This window comes from Neoroseomonas eburnea, from assembly GCF_018129005.1.
GTDB classification, from domain to species: domain Bacteria; phylum Pseudomonadota; class Alphaproteobacteria; order Acetobacterales; family Acetobacteraceae; genus Neoroseomonas; species Neoroseomonas eburnea.
In genome coordinates this window covers 107,189-123,009 of record NZ_JAAEDL010000016.1, presented here as the reverse complement: position 1 = coordinate 123,009, position 15,821 = coordinate 107,189, and the positions used below count along the sequence as shown (strand labels likewise).

General features: G+C 73.2%; 15 protein-coding genes. 7 read left to right on the top strand and 8 right to left on the bottom strand.

Annotated elements, in window-relative coordinates:
• The 6 genes from GXW74_RS16815 to GXW74_RS16790 are packed head-to-tail and all read right to left on the bottom strand — an operon-like array spanning position 1 to position 6,256.
• Positions 1–1,125: a thiolase family protein gene (locus GXW74_RS16815; protein ID WP_211847687.1), complete on the bottom strand. Its 1,125-nt coding sequence runs from the start codon at positions 1,123–1,125 to the stop codon at positions 1–3.
• Complete coding sequence (locus GXW74_RS16810) at positions 1,125–2,099, bottom strand: Bug family tripartite tricarboxylate transporter substrate binding protein (protein ID WP_211847686.1); 975 nt, start codon at positions 2,097–2,099, stop codon at positions 1,125–1,127. Before GXW74_RS16810 ends, GXW74_RS16815 begins: the two co-directional genes overlap by 1 nt.
• A gap of 52 nt (positions 2,100–2,151) precedes the next feature.
• Positions 2,152–3,123 carry a Bug family tripartite tricarboxylate transporter substrate binding protein gene (locus GXW74_RS16805; RefSeq protein WP_211847685.1) on the bottom strand — a complete coding sequence of 324 codons (972 nt, stop codon included), beginning with the start codon at positions 3,121–3,123 and terminating at the stop codon, positions 2,152–2,154.
• A complete protein-coding gene (locus GXW74_RS16800) occupies positions 3,120–4,307 on the bottom strand; it encodes a CaiB/BaiF CoA transferase family protein (protein WP_211847684.1) in 1,188 nt (395 codons plus the stop codon). The genes GXW74_RS16805 and GXW74_RS16800 overlap by 4 nt, the downstream gene beginning before the upstream one ends.
• Complete coding sequence (locus GXW74_RS16795) at positions 4,308–5,084, bottom strand: enoyl-CoA hydratase/isomerase family protein (RefSeq protein WP_211847683.1); 777 nt, start codon at positions 5,082–5,084, stop codon at positions 4,308–4,310.
• Positions 5,084–6,256 carry an acyl-CoA dehydrogenase family protein gene (locus GXW74_RS16790; protein WP_211847682.1) on the bottom strand — a complete coding sequence of 391 codons (1,173 nt, stop codon included), beginning with the start codon at positions 6,254–6,256 and terminating at the stop codon, positions 5,084–5,086. Before GXW74_RS16790 ends, GXW74_RS16795 begins: the two co-directional genes overlap by 1 nt.
• Positions 6,257–6,499: 243 nt before the next feature.
• On the opposite strand from GXW74_RS16790, the gene GXW74_RS16785 reads away from it, so the two are divergent.
• A complete protein-coding gene (locus GXW74_RS16785) occupies positions 6,500–7,441 on the top strand; it encodes a LysR family transcriptional regulator (protein WP_211847681.1) in 942 nt (313 codons plus the stop codon).
• 41 nt (positions 7,442–7,482) lie between these two features.
• Here the strand turns inward: GXW74_RS16785 and GXW74_RS16780 are convergent, their stop codons facing one another.
• Positions 7,483–8,427: an alpha/beta hydrolase gene (locus tag GXW74_RS16780; protein ID WP_211847680.1), complete on the bottom strand. Its 945-nt coding sequence runs from the start codon at positions 8,425–8,427 to the stop codon at positions 7,483–7,485.
• A gap of 97 nt (positions 8,428–8,524) precedes the next feature.
• Positions 8,525–9,667 (bottom strand): CaiB/BaiF CoA transferase family protein, encoded by a 1,143-nt coding sequence (locus GXW74_RS16775; protein WP_456306985.1) that lies wholly within the window; start codon positions 9,665–9,667, stop codon positions 8,525–8,527.
• 225 nt (positions 9,668–9,892) lie between these two features.
• Here GXW74_RS16775 and GXW74_RS16770 point away from each other — a divergent pair, with 225 nt between their 5' ends.
• Genes GXW74_RS16770 through GXW74_RS16745 form a run of 6 tightly spaced genes read left to right on the top strand, consistent with a single transcriptional unit; the run spans position 9,893 to position 15,803 of the window.
• Positions 9,893–11,044 carry an acyl-CoA dehydrogenase family protein gene (locus tag GXW74_RS16770; RefSeq protein ID WP_211847678.1) on the top strand — a complete coding sequence of 384 codons (1,152 nt, stop codon included), beginning with the start codon at positions 9,893–9,895 and terminating at the stop codon, positions 11,042–11,044.
• 5 nt (positions 11,045–11,049) lie between these two features.
• Complete coding sequence (locus GXW74_RS16765) at positions 11,050–11,547, top strand: MaoC family dehydratase (protein ID WP_211847677.1); 498 nt, start codon at positions 11,050–11,052, stop codon at positions 11,545–11,547.
• Positions 11,544–12,752: a CaiB/BaiF CoA transferase family protein gene (locus GXW74_RS16760; protein WP_211847676.1), complete on the top strand. Its 1,209-nt coding sequence runs from the start codon at positions 11,544–11,546 to the stop codon at positions 12,750–12,752. Before GXW74_RS16765 ends, GXW74_RS16760 begins: the two co-directional genes overlap by 4 nt.
• A gap of 50 nt (positions 12,753–12,802) precedes the next feature.
• Entirely contained in the window at positions 12,803–13,780 is a 978-nt protein-coding gene (locus GXW74_RS16755) for a Bug family tripartite tricarboxylate transporter substrate binding protein (RefSeq protein WP_211847675.1), read from the top strand.
• Complete coding sequence (locus GXW74_RS16750; RefSeq protein WP_211847674.1) at positions 13,780–14,796, top strand: Bug family tripartite tricarboxylate transporter substrate binding protein; 1,017 nt, start codon at positions 13,780–13,782, stop codon at positions 14,794–14,796. Before GXW74_RS16755 ends, GXW74_RS16750 begins: the two co-directional genes overlap by 1 nt.
• Positions 14,796–15,803, top strand: coding sequence for a Bug family tripartite tricarboxylate transporter substrate binding protein (locus tag GXW74_RS16745; protein ID WP_211847673.1), 1,008 nt, complete (start codon positions 14,796–14,798; stop codon positions 15,801–15,803). Before GXW74_RS16750 ends, GXW74_RS16745 begins: the two co-directional genes overlap by 1 nt.
• The last annotated feature ends 18 nt before the right edge of the window (positions 15,804–15,821 follow it).

Genomic DNA, 15,821 nt, shown 5'->3' with positions numbered 1-15,821 from the left:
TCAGCCTCCGAGGATCAGGGTCGCGTGGGTGTGCATGGTGCCGCCCTGGTTGCTCACCAGCGCGTGGCGCACGCCGGGTACCTGGAGCGTGGCGGTGCCGCGCACCTGGCGCACCGCCTCGATCACCAGCTGCAGCCCCGGCATGCCGGTTTCCGAGAGCAGGCCCCCGGCGGTGTTGAGGGGCAGGTCGCCGCCGTGCACGATGCGGCCCTCGCGCACGAAGCCCTCGGCCTGGCCGGGCGGGCAGAAGCCGTAATCCTCGAGCGTCATCAGCACGGTGATGGTGAAGCAGTCGTAGATCTGCGCCACCTGGATGTCGGCCGGGCCGAGCCCGGCCATGGCGAAGGCGTCACGCGCCGCATCCTTCGCCCGGGTGCTGGTCAGGCAGGGGCGCTGCGTCACCTCCCAAGAGGTATGCGCCTGCCCCATGCCGAGGATCGGCACCGCCGCCTTCACCCCGATCTCGCGCGCCCGGCGCGCCGACATCACCACCAGCGCGGCGGCGCCGTCGGAGATCAGCGCGCAATCGTCGCGCCGCAGCGGCGCGACCAGCGGCGCGGCGGCGAGGTAGCCATCGAGCGTCAGCGGCTTGCGGAGCTGCGCGTTGGGGTTGGCTGCGCCATGCCGCCGCGCGGCCACCGCGACCGCACCGAAGGCGGCCTCGGGCGTGCCGTGCTCGGCGACGTGGCGGCGGTGGATCATGGCGTAGCCGGCTGCGGTCGAGAACCAGCCGAAGGCGGCGTCGTCCCCGCGCGGGCGGGCATAGGTGGCGCGGCTGCCGCTGCGCGGATTGTCGGCGTAGCAGACCAGCGCCACCTCGCACATGCCGGCCTCGATCGCGAGGCAGGCGAAGGCGATGCCCGACATGTTGGCGGCTCCGCCCTGGTCGAGCGCGATGCCGATGCGCGGCTGCAGGCCGAGCGCCTCGGACAGGGTCTGGCCATAGAGGATCTCGCGCGCCGAGGTCGGCGTCTTGACGAAGACCCCGTCCACCGCCCGCTTCTCGATGCCGGCATCCTCGAGCGCGCGGCGGCAGGCCTCGACGTTCAGCGAGACGGTGGACCGTCCCGGCAGGGTGCCGAAGGCGGTGTGGCCGACCCCCGCGATGACGAACTTCCCGCGCATCATGACCTTCCTTCTCCGATCCCGGCGCGCGCGAGCACCTCGCGCCAATAGACGAGCTGGCGGCCGAGGAAGGCGCCGGCATCGCCGGGGCTGCCCCGCATCGGCACGGCGTTGAAGACGGCGAAGCGCTCGGCCGCCTCGGGCCGCGCCAGCACCTCGCCCATCGCCGCGTTGAGCTTCGCGACCGCCTCGGGCGGGGTGCCCGTCGGGGCGAGCGCGACATACCAGGAGCTGATGTCGAAGCCGGCGAAGCCGGATTCCGCCATGGTCGGCACCTCGGGCATCAGCGGCGAGCGCTCGGGCGTCGCCACCGCCAGCGCGCGCAGCCGGCCCTGCCGCACATGCGGAATGGTCGTCGTGCTGTCGAACATCGCCTGCACGGTGCCGGCGATGAGATCCGTCACCGCCCCGGCCGAGCCGCGATAGGGCACCACCTCGAACTCCGCCCCGGTGGCGTGGCGGAACAGCTCGGCCGCGACATGGGGCGACTGCCCGGTGCCGGAGGAACCGAAGCTGAACCGCCCGCCGGCGGCGCGGATATGCGCGACCAGCTCGGCCGGGGTGCGGACCGGCAGGTCGGCGCGCACGACAAGCGAGACCGGCGCGATCATCAGCATCGAGACCGGGGTGAAGTCGCGCGCGATGTCATAGCCGGGATCGCGGTAGTAGGAGGGGTTGATGCCGACCGAGCCGGTGTTGCCGATCACAAGCGTGTGCCCGTCGGGCGCGGCGGCGGCGACGTAGCGCATGCCGATCTGCCCGCCGGCGCCGGCGCGGTAGTCGAGCACCACCGGCTGGCCGATCAGCGCCGGCATGTGCTGCACCAGGATCCGCCCGACCACGTCGGTCGGCCCGCCCGGGGCGCCGGGCACGATCATCACCACCGGCCGGCTCGGGAAGGGCGCCTGCCCCCATGCCGGGGCCGCCAGCCCGGTGGCCAGGGCCGGCAGGGCCCGGCGCCGCAGTCGCATCATGACCATCCTCCCTTCTGTTCGAGCCGGCTGGCCGCGGGCCCGCCGCCCATCGTCACCGCGCCTCGCCGATCCCCGCGCGTGCGAGCACCTCGCGCCAATAGGCGAGCTGGCGGCCGACGAAGGCGCCGGCATCCGCCGGGCTGCCCCGCATCGGCACGGCGTTGATCGCGGCCAGGCGCTCGGCCACGTCGGGACGGGCCATCACCGGGTTCATGGCCGCATTGAGCGTGAGCACCGCCTCGGGCGGGGTGCCCGCCGGGGCGAGCGCGACATACCAGGAGCTGACGTCGAAGCCGGCGAAGCCGGCCTCGGCCATGGTCGGCACCTCGGGCATCAGCGGCGAGCGCTCGATATTGGCCACCGCCAGCGCGCGCAGCCGGCCCTGCCGCACGAAGGGCACCGAGCTGGTGCTGTCGAACATCGCCTGCACCGTGCCGGCGAGCATGTCGGTGACCGCCGGCGCCGCGCCGCGATAGGGCACGATCTCGAACTCCACCCCTGCCGCGTGGCGGAACAGCTCGGCCGCGACATGGGGCGACTGCCCGGTGCCGGAGGAACCGAAGCTGAACCGCCCGCCGGCGGCGCGGATATGCGCGACCAGCTCGGCCGGGGTGCGGACCGGCAGGTCGGCGCGCACGACAAGCGAGACCGGCGCGATCATCAGCATCGAGACCGGGGTGAAGTCGCGCGCGATGTCATAGCCGGGATCGCGGTAGTAGGAGGGGTTGATGCCGACCGAGCCGGTGTTGCCGATCACAAGCGTGTGCCCGTCCGGCGGCGCGGTCGCGACATGGCGCATGCCGATCTGCCCGGCGGCGCCGCTGCGGTTCTCGAGCACCACGGGCTGGCCGATCAGCGCGGGCATGTATTGCACCAGCACCCGGCCGGCGACATCGGTCGGCCCGCCCGGCGCGGCCGGGGCGATCATCACCACCGGCCGGCTCGGGAAGGCCGCCTGCGCCCGTGCCGGGGCCGCCAGGCCGGCGGCCAGGGCCGGCAGGGACCGTCGCGCCAATCGGATCATCGGCTTCCTCCTCCCTCGGCGGGCACCGCGGTCGCCGCCGGGCCGACGGCCCGCGGCACAAGCTGCTGGTCGGCGCCGAGCGGGCGGCTCGGCCAGCGCAGGCCGCGCTCGATGCCCTCGAAGCATAGCGCGCTGGTCGGCACGGTCATCGGGCCGAACTGCGGATGCTCGATGTCGAGCAGCGCGCGGCGTTCATGCAGGTGGCCATCGGCCACCACCTCGGCCAGTTCGCGCACCGGCGCGCAGGGCACGCCGGCCGCCGCGAGGCCCTGGAAGATCTCCTCCTTCGGCATCGCGGCCGTCCAGGAGGCGACCATGCCGTCGAGCAGGTCCATGTTCGCCACCCGGTCGGCCATCCGCAGGAAGCGCGGGTCGTCGATCAGCTCGGCATGGCCGAAATAGCGCGCGGCGGCGCGCCAATGGCCGTCATGGTTGCAAATGATGGCGACATGGCCGTCCGCCGCCGGATAGACGTTGTAGGGACAGACCGACAGCCCGCCATGGCGGTTGCCGGTGCGGCCGGGGAAGCTGCTGCCCTTCTCCGCCAGCAGGGCGAGGTTGGAGGTCAGCGAGGGATAGACCGCCTCCAGCATCGCCACCTCCACCGCGCGGGCCGGCCCGCCGCGCTCGCGCTCGAAAAGCGCGGTGACGATGGCGCCGTAGAGGTGGATGCCGGCGAAGAAGTCGCACAGCGCCGGCCCGGCCTTGAGCGGCGGGCCGCCGGCCTCGCCGGTGATGCTCATCACCCCGCTCATCGCCTGCACCACCAGGTCCATCGCCGGGTAGTCGCGATAGGGGCCGCTGCCGCCATAGCCCGAGCCGCTGGCGCAGATCAGCCGCGGATTGACCCCGCGCAGCACCTCGCGCGACAGGCCGAGCCGGTCCATCACCCTGGGGCGGTAGTTCTCCACCAGCACGTCGGCCTCGGCGGCCATCCGCAGCAGCGCCGCGCGGTCCTCCCCGGCCTTGAGGTCGAGCACGACGCAGCGCTTGCCCGAATTGAGCATGGCGAAGGGCAGCGTGGCCCCGCCATCGCCGTGCCGGCGGCGCAGCTGCTCGCCGCCGGGGGGCTCGATCTTGATCACTTCGGCCCCGGCCATCGCCATCAGGAAGGTGGCATAGGGGCCGTTGTAGATCTGCGTCAGATCGAGAACGGTGATGCCGGTGAGCGGTCCTGCCGACATTCAGCGTCCCTCGAAGCGCGGCGGCCGCTTCTCGGCGAAGGCGGCGCGGCCTTCCTTCACGTCCTCGCTGCCCTGCAGGATGCGGCTGACCATCTGCTCCAGCCGCAGCCCGTCGGCGAGCGGCATGTCGCGCGAGCGCAGCCCCAGCTCCTTCGCCGCCTGCACCGCGAGCGGGGCATTCGCGGCGATGCGGCGGGCGAAGGCGCGCGCGGCGGGCATCAGCTCCTCGGGCGGGACCACGGCATTGACCAGGCCCCAGCGTTCCGCCCGCGCCGCGTCGATGGCGTCGCCGGTCAGCAGCATCTCCATCGCGATCGCATGGGGCAGCTGCCGCATCACCCGCTGGGTGCCGCCATTGCCGGCGATGACGCCGCGCTTGACCTCGCTCAGGCCGAAGGTGGCGTGCGGGACGGCGATGCGGATGTCGGTGGCCAGCAGCAGGGTCATGCCGCCGCCCACGCAGAAGCCGTTGACCGCGGCGATGACCGGCTTCCACACCTCGAGGCCGCGATTGAGCAGCTGCCCCTTCTGCGTCAGCCAGTGGTCCGACAGCTCCTGCCGGCGGCCGATGAAGTCCTTGATGTCGGCGCCGGCCGAGAAGGACTTGTCCCCCGCGCCGGTGACGATCGCGCAGCGCACCGCGGGGTCGTCGCGCACGCGGATCCAGGCATCGGTCAGCCCGGCGTAATGCGCCGCATCGAGCGCGTTGCGCCGCTCCGGCCGGTTGACGGTGATGGTGGCGATGCCCTCGGCATCGATGTCGAGGTCGATGGACATCAGCGGCGCCCCTTCCCGCCGAGCAGGGTGCGGGCGAGCACCATGCGGTGCACCTCCGAGGGACCCTCGCCGATGCGCTTGATCCGCATCTCGCGGTACCAGCGTTCGAGCGGCATCTCCTGCGCGACGCCGAGGCCGCCGAAGATCTGCACGCAGCGGTCCACCACCCGCCCCGCCGTCTCGGTCGCCACCACCTTGGCGACCGAGGCGTCGGTCTTGAGGTCGCCGCCGAGCGCCGCGGTCCAGGCCGCCTGCCAGACCAGCAGGCGGGCGGCGCGCAGCTCCATCTCGCTGTCGGCGATCATCCACTGGATCGCCTGCTTGTCGGCCAGCTTCGAGCCGAAGGCCTCGCGCTGCCGGGCCCAGTCCATGGCGAGCTCGAGCGCCGCCTGGGCGATGCCGACGCAGGCGGCGGCATAGGGCACGCGGCCCTCGACCAGCCATTTCTCGCACAGCTGGAAGCCCTGGCCTTCCTCGCCGAGGCGGTTCTCGACCGGCACCTCGACATCCTCGAGGTGCAGCTCATAGGGCGACCAGGCGCGGATCACGCCGATCCGCCGCTTGGTCAGGCCCTTGGGGTTGCCGTCGATGATGAAGCAGGTGATGCCGCCGCGCTCCCCCTGCGCGCCGGTGCGGGCGAAGAGCAGGCCCCAGTCGGCGCTGCCCGCGCCCGAGATCCACATCTTGCTGCCGTTGAGCACGTAGCGGTCGCCGCGCCGCTCGGCGCGGGTGCGGATGCCGCGCGCCGGGTCGGCGCCGCCCGAGGGCTCACTGATGGCGACGAAGACCTTCTGGCCGCGCTCGACGGCGGGGATGCCGAAGCGCTCGATCTGGTCGCGGTTGCCGAGCCAGATGGCATTGGGCGGATCGGCCCCGAAGGCGCCGCAGGCCGGGATATAGGCGCCCATGCGGCACTTCGACGCCTCCTCGGCGATCACCGCCTGGCCGAGCAGGTCGAGCCCGGCGCCGCCATACTCGGTCGGCGTGCGGTAGCACCACAGGCCAAGGTCGCGCGCCTTCTTCTGCAGCGGGGCCAGATCCGCCACGGGCAGCTCGCAGGCGTCGTGCGGCGCGCGATCCTCGGCCGGCTTCACGTCGTTCTGCATGAAGCGCCGCGCGGTATCGCGCAGCATCTTCAATTCCTCGGGCAGGGCCCAGGCGCCGTTGTTCACGTCCTCATCACCTCCGGATGCCGGACCGGACGCGGTGATCGGATGCGGCCATGCCGCGATGCGATGGCGCCCCCGTCTTTGCCGGGTGCGCCTGACGCTTCCTCCGTCTCCTCGGCCGCGCCGGCCGGGCTTTCTTGTTCAACGGGAGGAAGTGTTGTGCCGGAGCGGGGGCGCGTCTAACACTTTAGCGGCAAGGCGCCGATGCCGCAGCGGCATCGAGACGGCCAGGGAGGGTGGAAGCTCGTGGAACTGCGGCAGCTCCGCTATTTCGCCGCCGTCGCGCGGGAACGGCATTTCGGCCAGGCCGCGCGCGCGCTGCGGATCGCCCAGCCCGCGGTCAGCCGGCAGATCCAGCAGCTCGAGGCGGAACTCGGCGTGCGGCTGTTCGACCGCCGGCCGCGCGGGGCGGTGCTGACCGCCGAAGGGCTCGCGCTGCTCGACCGTGCCGAGCGGCTGCTGGGGGAGGCGGAGGCGATGCGCCGCGACGCGCGCGGCCAGGCCGACCGGCCGCGCGGGGCGGTGACGATCGGCCTGTCGCCCGGCGTGTCGGAGATCATCGGCGCCACCTTCGCCACCCGCGCCGCGCGGCAGTTCCCCGAGATCCGGATGCGGCTCGCCATCGGCTTCATGCACGACCTTGAGAAGCAGCTCGAGGAAGGGGCGATCGACGCCGCCATGCTGAACGGGCCCGGCGCCTCGGTGCGGCTGGCGGCGGAACCGCTGCTCGCCGAGCCACTGTGCCTGATCTGCGCCGCCGCGGACCGCCGCTTCCAGGGGGCGGCGGTGCCGTTGCGCGCGCTGGCGGGCGTGCCGCTGGTGCTGGCCGGCCGGCCCGACAGCTGGGTGCGCCGCGCGCTGCGCGACGCGCTGGGCCAGGAGGCGTTGGGCATCGAGGTGGCGGGCGAGGCGGATACCGTCGCCGTCGCCAAGCGGCTCGTGCTCGCCGGGCTCGGGCCGATGGTCGATGTCGCCTCGATGGTGCGCGCCGAGATCCTGGAGGGGCGGCTGCGCGCGGTGCCGCTTGGTGCGCTCGCCATCACCCGGCTGCTGGTCATGCCTCGCGGGCGGGAACCGTCGCCGGCGGCGGTCGCGGCCGCCGGCCTGCTGCGCGACTGCGCGCGCGAGATGCTGGCCAGCGGGCTGTGGCTGGGCGCGCGGGCGCCGGCGGCCTCAGCCGGTCCCTGACGCCCGCCGGCGCCGGGGATGGCCCCGCGCGCGCCGCGCCATCACCCCTCCCAGGCCAGGCGCAACGCCGCCGCCGCCTGGCCGAGCGTCACGGCGGAAGCCGGGATCGCCTTGCCCAGGGTGAGGAAGCCGTGAATCTGGTCGGAGATGTGCAGGTGGCTGACCGGCACGCCCTCGGCCTCGAGCCGCCGGGCATAGGCGACGCCTTCGTCGCTCAGCGGGTCGTGGCCGGCGGTCATCAGGAAGGCCGGCGGCAGGCCAGAGAGGCTGCCCGCCCGCGCGGGCGAGGCGCGCCAATCGGCCCGCGCCGCCGGGTCCGCCACATAATGGCCGATGAACCAGCGCATCGAGGCGGCGTTCAGCACATAGCCCTCGATGAAGCGGCCATAGGCCGGCGATTCCGCCGCGAGGTCGGTGACTGGGTAGAACAGTATTTGGAACATCGGCATCGGCGCCTGGCCGTCGCGCGCCATCAGGCACAGCGCGGCGGCGAGGTTGCCGCCGGCGCTGTCGCCGCCCACCGCGATGCGCGCCGCGTCGATGCCGAGCGCCCCGGCCTGCCCGGCGACGAAGCGCAGCGCAGCGGCGGCGTCCTCGGCCGCCGCCGGGAAGGGATGTTCGGGGGCGAGGCGGTAATCCACCGCGACCACCACCGCGGCCAGCCGGTTCGCCAGTTCGCGGCAGAGCTGGTCATGGCTGTCGAGGTCGCCGACCACCCAGCCGCCGCCATGCAGGAACAGCAGGCAGGGCTGCGGCCCGGCGCCGGCGCCAAGGCCCCGATAAAGCCGCAGCCGCACCGCCCCGCCGGGGCCGGGGCAGGACAGGTCGCGCCATTCGGCGACCGCCGGCGGCTCGGGCTGCAGCACCTGCCGCGCGGCGGCATAGGCCACGCGCGCCTCGGCGGGCGTCATCGCCTCGAAGGGCGGCCGGCCGGAGTCGCGGATCAGGTCGAGCACCCGGCGGGCGCTGGGATGCAGGCTGGTCATGCGGGCGCTCCCTCGGTGGATTGATGCGATGCCGCCGCCGGGACCGCTGCCCTGGCGGCGGCGGCGGGGACCGGCGCGCCGGCCCCGCCGCCTGGATTCAGCCGGCCTGCCCCAGCGTGCCGGCGGCGCGCAGCGCGGCGATCTCGGCCTCCGGCAGCCAGCCGGCCAGCGCCGCCTCGGCCCCGGCGGGGTCGGCGGGCTGCGGCGGCAGGCTCAGCTCCGGCACGGTGCGGCTGAAGCGCGGCGCCGGGGCGGGCTGCGCCACGCCGTCGAACTCGACGAAGGTGCGCCGCGCGGCCATGTGCTTGTGGCGCAGCGCCTCGGCCGGGGTCAGCACCGGGGCGAAGCAGGAATCGGTGCCTTCCAGCAGCTCGCACCAGGCATCGCGCGGGCGCTGGCGGAAGATCTCGGCCAGGCGGCGCTTCGCCTCGGGCCAGCGGGCGCGGTCGGACTGCTTGGGGAAATCGGCCGGGTCGATGCCGATCCGGCGCAGCAATTCCTGGAAGAAGCGGCCTTCGATCGGCGCCACCGAGACATAGCGCCCATCGGCGCATTCGTAGCAGTCGTAATAGGGGGCGCCGCCGTCGATAACGCCCTCGCCGCGGCCCTCGGGCAGCAGCCCGGCGCCGAACAGGCCGAACATGCCGGTCATCAGATGCGCCACGCCGTCCACGATCGCCGCATCCACCACCTGGCCGCAGCCCGAGCCGCGCGCCTCGAGCACCGCGCAGACGATGCCGAAGGCGAGGTAGAGCGCGCCGCCGCCATAATCGCCGACGAGGTTGAGCGGCGGCGTCGGCGGCTGGCCCTGGCGGCCGATATGGTGCAGCGCCCCGGTCAGCGCGATGTAGTTGAGATCGTGCCCGGCGGCCGGGGCGAGCGGCCCGTCCTGCCCCCAGCCGGTCATGCGCCCATAGGCGAGGCGCGGATTGCGCGCAAGGCAGTCATCGGGGCCGAGGCCGAGGCGTTCGGCGACACCGGGGCGGAAGCCCTCGATCAGCGCATCCGCCCCGGCCACCAGCCGCAGCGCCAGTTCGCGCGCGGCGGGCTGCTTGAGGTCGAGGGCGAGGGTGCGGCGCCCGCGCAGGGTGAGATTGTATTTCAGCGGCCGGCTCATGCCGAGCTCGGGCGGGTCCGGCCGGTCGATGCGAAGCACCGTCGCGCCCATGTCGGCGAGCAGCATCGCCGCCATCGGTCCGGGGCCGATGCCCGCGAGTTCCACCACCTTCAAACCGGCCAACGGCCCCATCTGTTTCCTCCTGCGCTTGCCGCGGCGTCCGCCGGCCGGGAGCCGGATTTTTCCGAACGCCGTTCGGGAACAGCCGACACGGCGGCGGGCGCGCCGTCAAGCCGCCGTGTTGACAGCCTGCCCGAACGGCGTTCAGCATGCAGAACAAAGCGCCGGACCAAGGCGCACCCGCGCGGGGCAATTCCGCAGCCGGGAACAACCGAGGAGGAAAGGGGCGTGTCCTTTGCCCTGACCGAGGAGCAGATCCAGGTCCGTGACCTGGTGCGCCGGGTGGCGCGCGAGAAGGTGGCGCCGCGCGCCGCCGAAATCGACGCCAGCGGCGAATACCCGCAGGACATGTTCGATCTGCTGCGCGAACTCGGCCTGTTCACCCTGCCCTTCCCGGCCGAATATGGCGGCTCGGGCAGCACCCTGTCCGGCTGCCTCGCGGTCGAGGAGCTGGGCCGGGTCTGCTACAATACCGGTTACCTGCTGGTGGTGCAGTGGGTGCCGCTCGGCACCATACTCGCCGGCGGCACGCCCGAGCAGAAGGCGCGGCTGCTGCCCGGCCTCGCCTCGGGCCAGCTGCGCGCCGCCTTCTCGCTGACCGAGCCGCAATCGGGCTCCGACGTCGCCGGCATCCGCACCCGCGCGCGGCCCGATGGCGACGGCTTCGTGCTCAATGGCGGCAAGATCTGGTGCACCAACGCCGCGGTGTCGGATTTCGTGCTGGTCGGCGCGAGGCTCGAACGCGGCGACGGCCCGGGCGAGGTGAACTTCTTCATCGTCGAGCGCGACCGCCCCGGCTTCCGGATCGGCCGCAAGGAGGAGAAGATGGGCGCCCGCGGCGTCCCCTCCTCGGCGCTGTTCTTCGACGATGTGCGGCTGCCGAAGGAGAACCTGCTCGGCGGCGGGGCGGGCGGCTTCCGCTCGGTGATGGAGGCGCTGAACAAGTCGCGCCCGATCGTCGCCGCGCGCGCCGTCGGCCTGGCGCAGGGGGCGATGGACCACGCGATCGAGTTCGCCCGCGGCCGCCGCGCCTTCGGCGAGACGGTGGCGAACTACCAGGGCATCCGCTGGATGATCGCCGACATGGCGATCCAGATCGAGGCGGCGCGGCAGCTGACCTACGCCGCCGCGGCGGCGGTGGATGCCGGCACCACCGGCGCCGCGATGGCGAGCCTCGCCGCCTCGGCCAAGTGCTTCGCCAGCGACATGGCGATGAAGGTGGCGACCGACGCGGTGCAGATCTTCGGCGCCTCCGGCATCTCGAGCGAGTTCCCGATCAACCGCTACTTCCGCGACGCGAAGGTGGTGCAGATCATCGAGGGAACCAACCAGATCCAGCGCAACATCGTCGCGCGCAACCTGATCGGCAAGGCGGAGTGACCGGCATGGCGAAGGAAACGGGCGGGCTGCCCTATGTGGGTCTCGGCCTCTACTACGAGGACCTGGCCATGGGGCGGCGCTTCCGCACCATCGGCCGCACGGTGACCGAGGCGGACATCGTCAACTTCATCAACTGCACCGGCATGGCCGAGGTGCTGTTCATGAACCTCGACTTCCTCGAGAAGGAGAGCGACATCAAGGGCCGCGTCGCCCCGGGCGCGCTCGGCTACACCTTCGCCGAGGGGCTGCTGGTGCAGGCGACCATGCAGCACACCGGCTTCGCCTTCCTCGGCATGGATCTGAAGATCGACAACCCGCTCTTCGCCGGCGACACCATCCATGTCGAGGTCGAGGTGATCGAGGCGCGGCTGTCGCAGAGCCGGCCCGGCCGCGGCCTGGTCCGCACGCGCAACCGCGTCGTCAAGCAGGACGGCACGGTGGTGCTGACCTATACGCCGCTGCGCATGGTCAAGTGCCGCAGCGCCGGCGGGCCCGAGGCGTGAGCGAGGCGGCTGGCGGGCCGCTCGCCGGCGTCAGGGTGATCGACCTGACGACCGCGGTGCTCGGCCCGGTGGCGACGCAGATCCTCGGCGACATGGGCGCCGACGTGATCAAGGTGGAGCCGCCGCAGGGCGACACCATGCGCCAGGTCGGCCCGACACGCGGGCCCGACATGGCGGTGATGTTCCTCAACATCAACCGCAACAAGCGCAGCGTTGTGCTTGACCTCAAGCGCGAGGCGTCGCGCCGCGCGCTGCTGCGGCTGATTGAGGGCGCGGACGTGCTGGTGCACAACATGCGCCTCGGCGCCGCGGAGCGGCTCGGCTTGTCGTATGCCGCGCTGGCGCCGCGCAACCCGCGCCTGATCCATGCCAGCGCCACCGGCTTCCGCAAGGACGGGCGCTATCGCGACCGCCCGGCCTTCGACGACGTGATCCAGGGCATGAGCGGCCTCGCCGCGCTGAACGCCATGCGCGACGGCGGCGAGCCGCGCTACGTGCCGAGCGCCATCGCCGACAAGTTCTGCGGCCATGTCCTCGCCTCCGCCGTCGCCATGGCGCTGTACCGGCGCGAGCGCACCGGGCGCGGCCAGGAGGTGCATGTGCCGATGCTCGAGACCATGCTCTCCTTCAACCTGGCCGAGCATCTCTGGGGCGGGGTGCTCGATGATCCCTCGCTCGGCCTCGGCTACGGGCGCATGTTCACGCCCTATCGCCGTCCGTTCCCGACCAGCGACGGGCATCTGTGCCTGATGGCCAATTCCGACGACCAGTGGCAGCGGCTGCTGGGCGCGCTCGGCCGGCCCGACCTGGCCGGGGATCCGCGCTTCGCCCGCCTCGCGCAGCGCGCGGTCAACATCGGCGCGCTCTATGCCATCGTCGAGGAGGTGATGCGCACGCGCAGCACCGCCGAATGGCAGGCGCGGCTCGATGCCGCGGACGTGCCGAACGGGCCGGTGCTCGGCCTCGCCGACATGCTGGAGGACGACTACCTGGCCGAGACCGGCTTCTTCCGGCGCGTCGAGCATCCCTCGGAAGGGCGGATGCTGGTCACCGCGGTGCCGGTCGAGTTCTCCGAGGCCCCGGGCGCGGTGCGGCGCCTGCCGCCGCGTCTCGGCGAGCACACCGAGGAGGTTCTGCGCGAGGCCGACCTGGCGGAGGCCGAGATCATCGAACTCGCCGGAGGGATAGCCGCCGCCGGCCAATGAAGCGCCCGCCGCCACGGCGGAACGGGCACGCCAACAGGGAGGAGGGACACATGCGGCGACGCGGTTTGATGGCCAACGTGCTCGCACTTGCCGGAGCGGCGAGTGGGGCGCGCGCGCAGGAACGCTTCCCGGACCGCCCGCTGCGGCTGGTGGTGGGCTTCGCGCCCGGCGGGCCAACGGATATCGTCGGCCGGCGCTTCGCCGAGAAGCTCGGCGCGGTGCTTGGCCAGCCCGTGGTGGTCGAGAACCGCTCCGGCGCCAGCGGATCGGTCGGCGCGATCGAGGTCGCGCGGTCGCGGCCCGATGGCTACACGCTGCTGCTCACCACGCCCTCCGCGCATGCGATCTTCCCGCAGATCGCGGTGCGGCCGGGCTATGACGCGCTCGGGGACTTCAGCCCCATCGGCCTCGTCACCATCGCGCCGGTGGTGTTCGCCGCGCATCCCTCCTTCCCGGCCCGCAGCCTGCCGGAGATGATGGACCTGGTGCGCGCCCGGCCCGGCGCCTTCAGCTTCGGCTCGGGCGGGGCTGGCACCATCACGCATTTCGGCATGGAACTCTTCATGCGCCAGGCCGGCGGGCTGCAACTGGTGCATGTGCCCTATCGCGGCGCCGGGCCGGCGGTGCAGGATTGCGTCGCGGGCCACATCCCCCTGGTGGTGGACACCTTCGCGCCGATGATCGAGCACCACCGGGCGGGGCGGCTGCGCATTCTCGCCGTGCTCGCCGAGCAGCGCTCCACCGTCGCGCCCGACGTGCCGGCCCCGGCCGAGCACGGCGTCCCCGGCGCCGTGGCCAACACCTACAACGCGCTGCTCGGCCCGGCGGGCATGATGGAGGCGACCGTCGCCGCGCTCAGCCTCGCCACCCGGCAGGCGACCGAGAACGACGAGTTCCGCGCCTTCCTGCGCGCCATCTCCGCCGAGCCGGTGAGCGGGATGACGCCGGAACGCACCGCCACCTACATCCGCAGCGAATACGCCAAATGGACCCCGATCATCCAGGCGTCTGGGTTGAGGATCGAATGATGACCGACACGACGAGACCGCGCGTTCCGCTCGCCCGGCGCCGGCTGCTTGGCGGCGGCGCCACGGCGCTTGCCGCCGCCGCGCTGCCGCTGGCCGAAGGGCGGGCCGCGGGCTTCCCCGAGCGGCCGGTCCGCCTGCTGGTGGGCTTCACGCCCGGTGGGCAGACCGACATCTTCGCCCGCGGCCTGGCCGAGCGCCTGGGCGCCGAGCTCGGCCAGCCGGTGGTGATCGAGAACCGGCCCGGCGCCGGCAGCTCGGTGGCGGTGAGCGAGGTGGCGCGGGCGCGGCCCGACGGCCACACGCTGATGTTCATCAACCCCTCGGGCTTCGCCATCCACCCGCAGGTGGCGGCGCGGCCGAGCTACGATCCGCTCAAGGACCTGGCGCCCGTCGCCATGGTCGCCAACACGCCGGTCACGGTCGTCGCCGGCCCGGGCTTCACCGGCGGCGACGTGCGCGAGCTGATCGCGCAGGCGCGGGCCAATCCGGGCGGCCTGACCTACGGCTCGGCGGGCGCGGGGACGGTGACGCAGCTCGGCATGGAGCTGTTCCTGCAGAAGGCGGGCGGGCTGCAGCTGGTGCATGTGCCCTATCGCGGCGCGGCGCTGGTGGCGCAGGACCTCCTCGCGGGGCGCATCCCGCTCATGGTGGATGCCTTCGCCACCATGGTCGAGCAGCATCGCAGCGGCACCGTGCGGATGCTGTGCGTGCTGGCGCAGGAACGTGCCGCCGCGGCGCCCGATGTGCCGACGGCGATCGAGAGCGGCGTGCCCGACGCCATCGCCGATGTCTACAACGCCGTCGTCGCCCCGGCGGCCACGCCCGCCCCGGCGATCGAGACCTTGAACGCCGCGATCCGCCGCGTCACCGCCTCGGATTCCTATCGCGCCTTCCTGGCCAATTACGGCGCGGCGGCGGGCGGGCCGATGACGGCGGCCGAGGTGACGACCTACCTGCACAATGATTTCCGCCGCTGGACCCCGGTGATCCGCGCCACCGGGCTGAGGATCGAATGATGGCGGGCACGGCGTCGGGCGCCGGGGCGGGGCGGCGCGGCGTGCTGCGCCTCGCGGCGCTGGCGGCCGGCGCCGTGCCCTTCGGGGGCGCGCGGGCCGCCGCCTTCCCCGAGCGGCCGATCCGCGTGGTGGTGGGCTATGCCGCCGGCGGGCCGACCGACCTCTATGCGCGGCGGCTCGCCGAGGGGCTCGGCGCCGCGCTCGGCCAGCCGGTGGTGGTAGAGAACCGCCCCGGCGCCAGCGGCACCGTCGCCGGGGCCGATGTGGCGCGGGCGCGGCCCGACGGCTACACGCTGCTGGTCACCGCCTCCTCGGCCCATGCGGTCTATCCGCAGCTGGTGGCGCGGCCGCCCTATGACCCGGTGGCGGATTTCGCCGGCATTGGCGTCATCACCGTCTCCCCCACCGTGATCGCCGTGCACCCTTCCGTGCCGGCGGACAGCCTGGCCGCGCTGCTGGGGATGGTGCGCGCCGCGCCGGGCCGCTACGCCTATGGCACCGGCGGGGCGGGCAGCGTCATGCAACTCGGCATGGAACTCCTGCTGCGCGAGGCGGGCGGGCTGCGGATGGAGCACATCCCCTATCGCGGCGCCGGTCCGGCGGTGCAGGACTGCATCGCCGGCCATGTGCCGGTGGTGGTGGACACCTTCGCCCCCATGCTCGCCCATCATCGCGACGGGCGGCTGCGGATCCTGTGCGTGATGTCCGAACGGCGCTCGGCGATGGCGCCGGAGGTGCCGACCGCCATCGAGGCCGGCGTGCCGGGCGCGGTCGCCAACACCTATGCCGCCTTCCTCGCCCCCGCCGGCACGCCGGCGGATGTGCTGGCGCGGCTCAACGGCGCGATGCGCGCGGTGACGCAAACCGACGAATTCCGCGCCTTTCTGCGCGGCCTTTCGGCGGAGCCCGTGCCGGATCCGGCGCCGGCCGCGACCATGGAGTTCATCCGCGCCGAATACGACAAGTGGACGCCGGTCATTCGTGCGCTCGGCCTGCGGATCGAGTGACGCGGCGCAACAAAGGAC

Coding starts and splice junctions, on each gene's coding strand:
- GXW74_RS16765 (WP_211847677.1), top strand. CDS start 11,050: ATGGCGAAGGAAACGGGCGGGCTGCCCTATGTGGGTCTCGGCCTCTAC.
- GXW74_RS16800 (WP_211847684.1), bottom strand. CDS start 4,307: ATGTCGGCAGGACCGCTCACCGGCATCACCGTTCTCGATCTGACGCAG.
- GXW74_RS16795 (WP_211847683.1), bottom strand. CDS start 5,084: ATGTCCATCGACCTCGACATCGATGCCGAGGGCATCGCCACCATCACC.
- GXW74_RS16810 (WP_211847686.1), bottom strand. CDS start 2,099: ATGATGCGACTGCGGCGCCGGGCCCTGCCGGCCCTGGCCACCGGGCTG.
- GXW74_RS16745 (WP_211847673.1), top strand. CDS start 14,796: ATGGCGGGCACGGCGTCGGGCGCCGGGGCGGGGCGGCGCGGCGTGCTG.
- GXW74_RS16750 (WP_211847674.1), top strand. CDS start 13,780: ATGACCGACACGACGAGACCGCGCGTTCCGCTCGCCCGGCGCCGGCTG.
- GXW74_RS16755 (WP_211847675.1), top strand. CDS start 12,803: ATGCGGCGACGCGGTTTGATGGCCAACGTGCTCGCACTTGCCGGAGCG.
- GXW74_RS16815 (WP_211847687.1), bottom strand. CDS start 1,125: ATGCGCGGGAAGTTCGTCATCGCGGGGGTCGGCCACACCGCCTTCGGC.
- GXW74_RS16805 (WP_211847685.1), bottom strand. CDS start 3,123: ATGATCCGATTGGCGCGACGGTCCCTGCCGGCCCTGGCCGCCGGCCTG.
- GXW74_RS16780 (WP_211847680.1), bottom strand. CDS start 8,427: ATGACCAGCCTGCATCCCAGCGCCCGCCGGGTGCTCGACCTGATCCGC.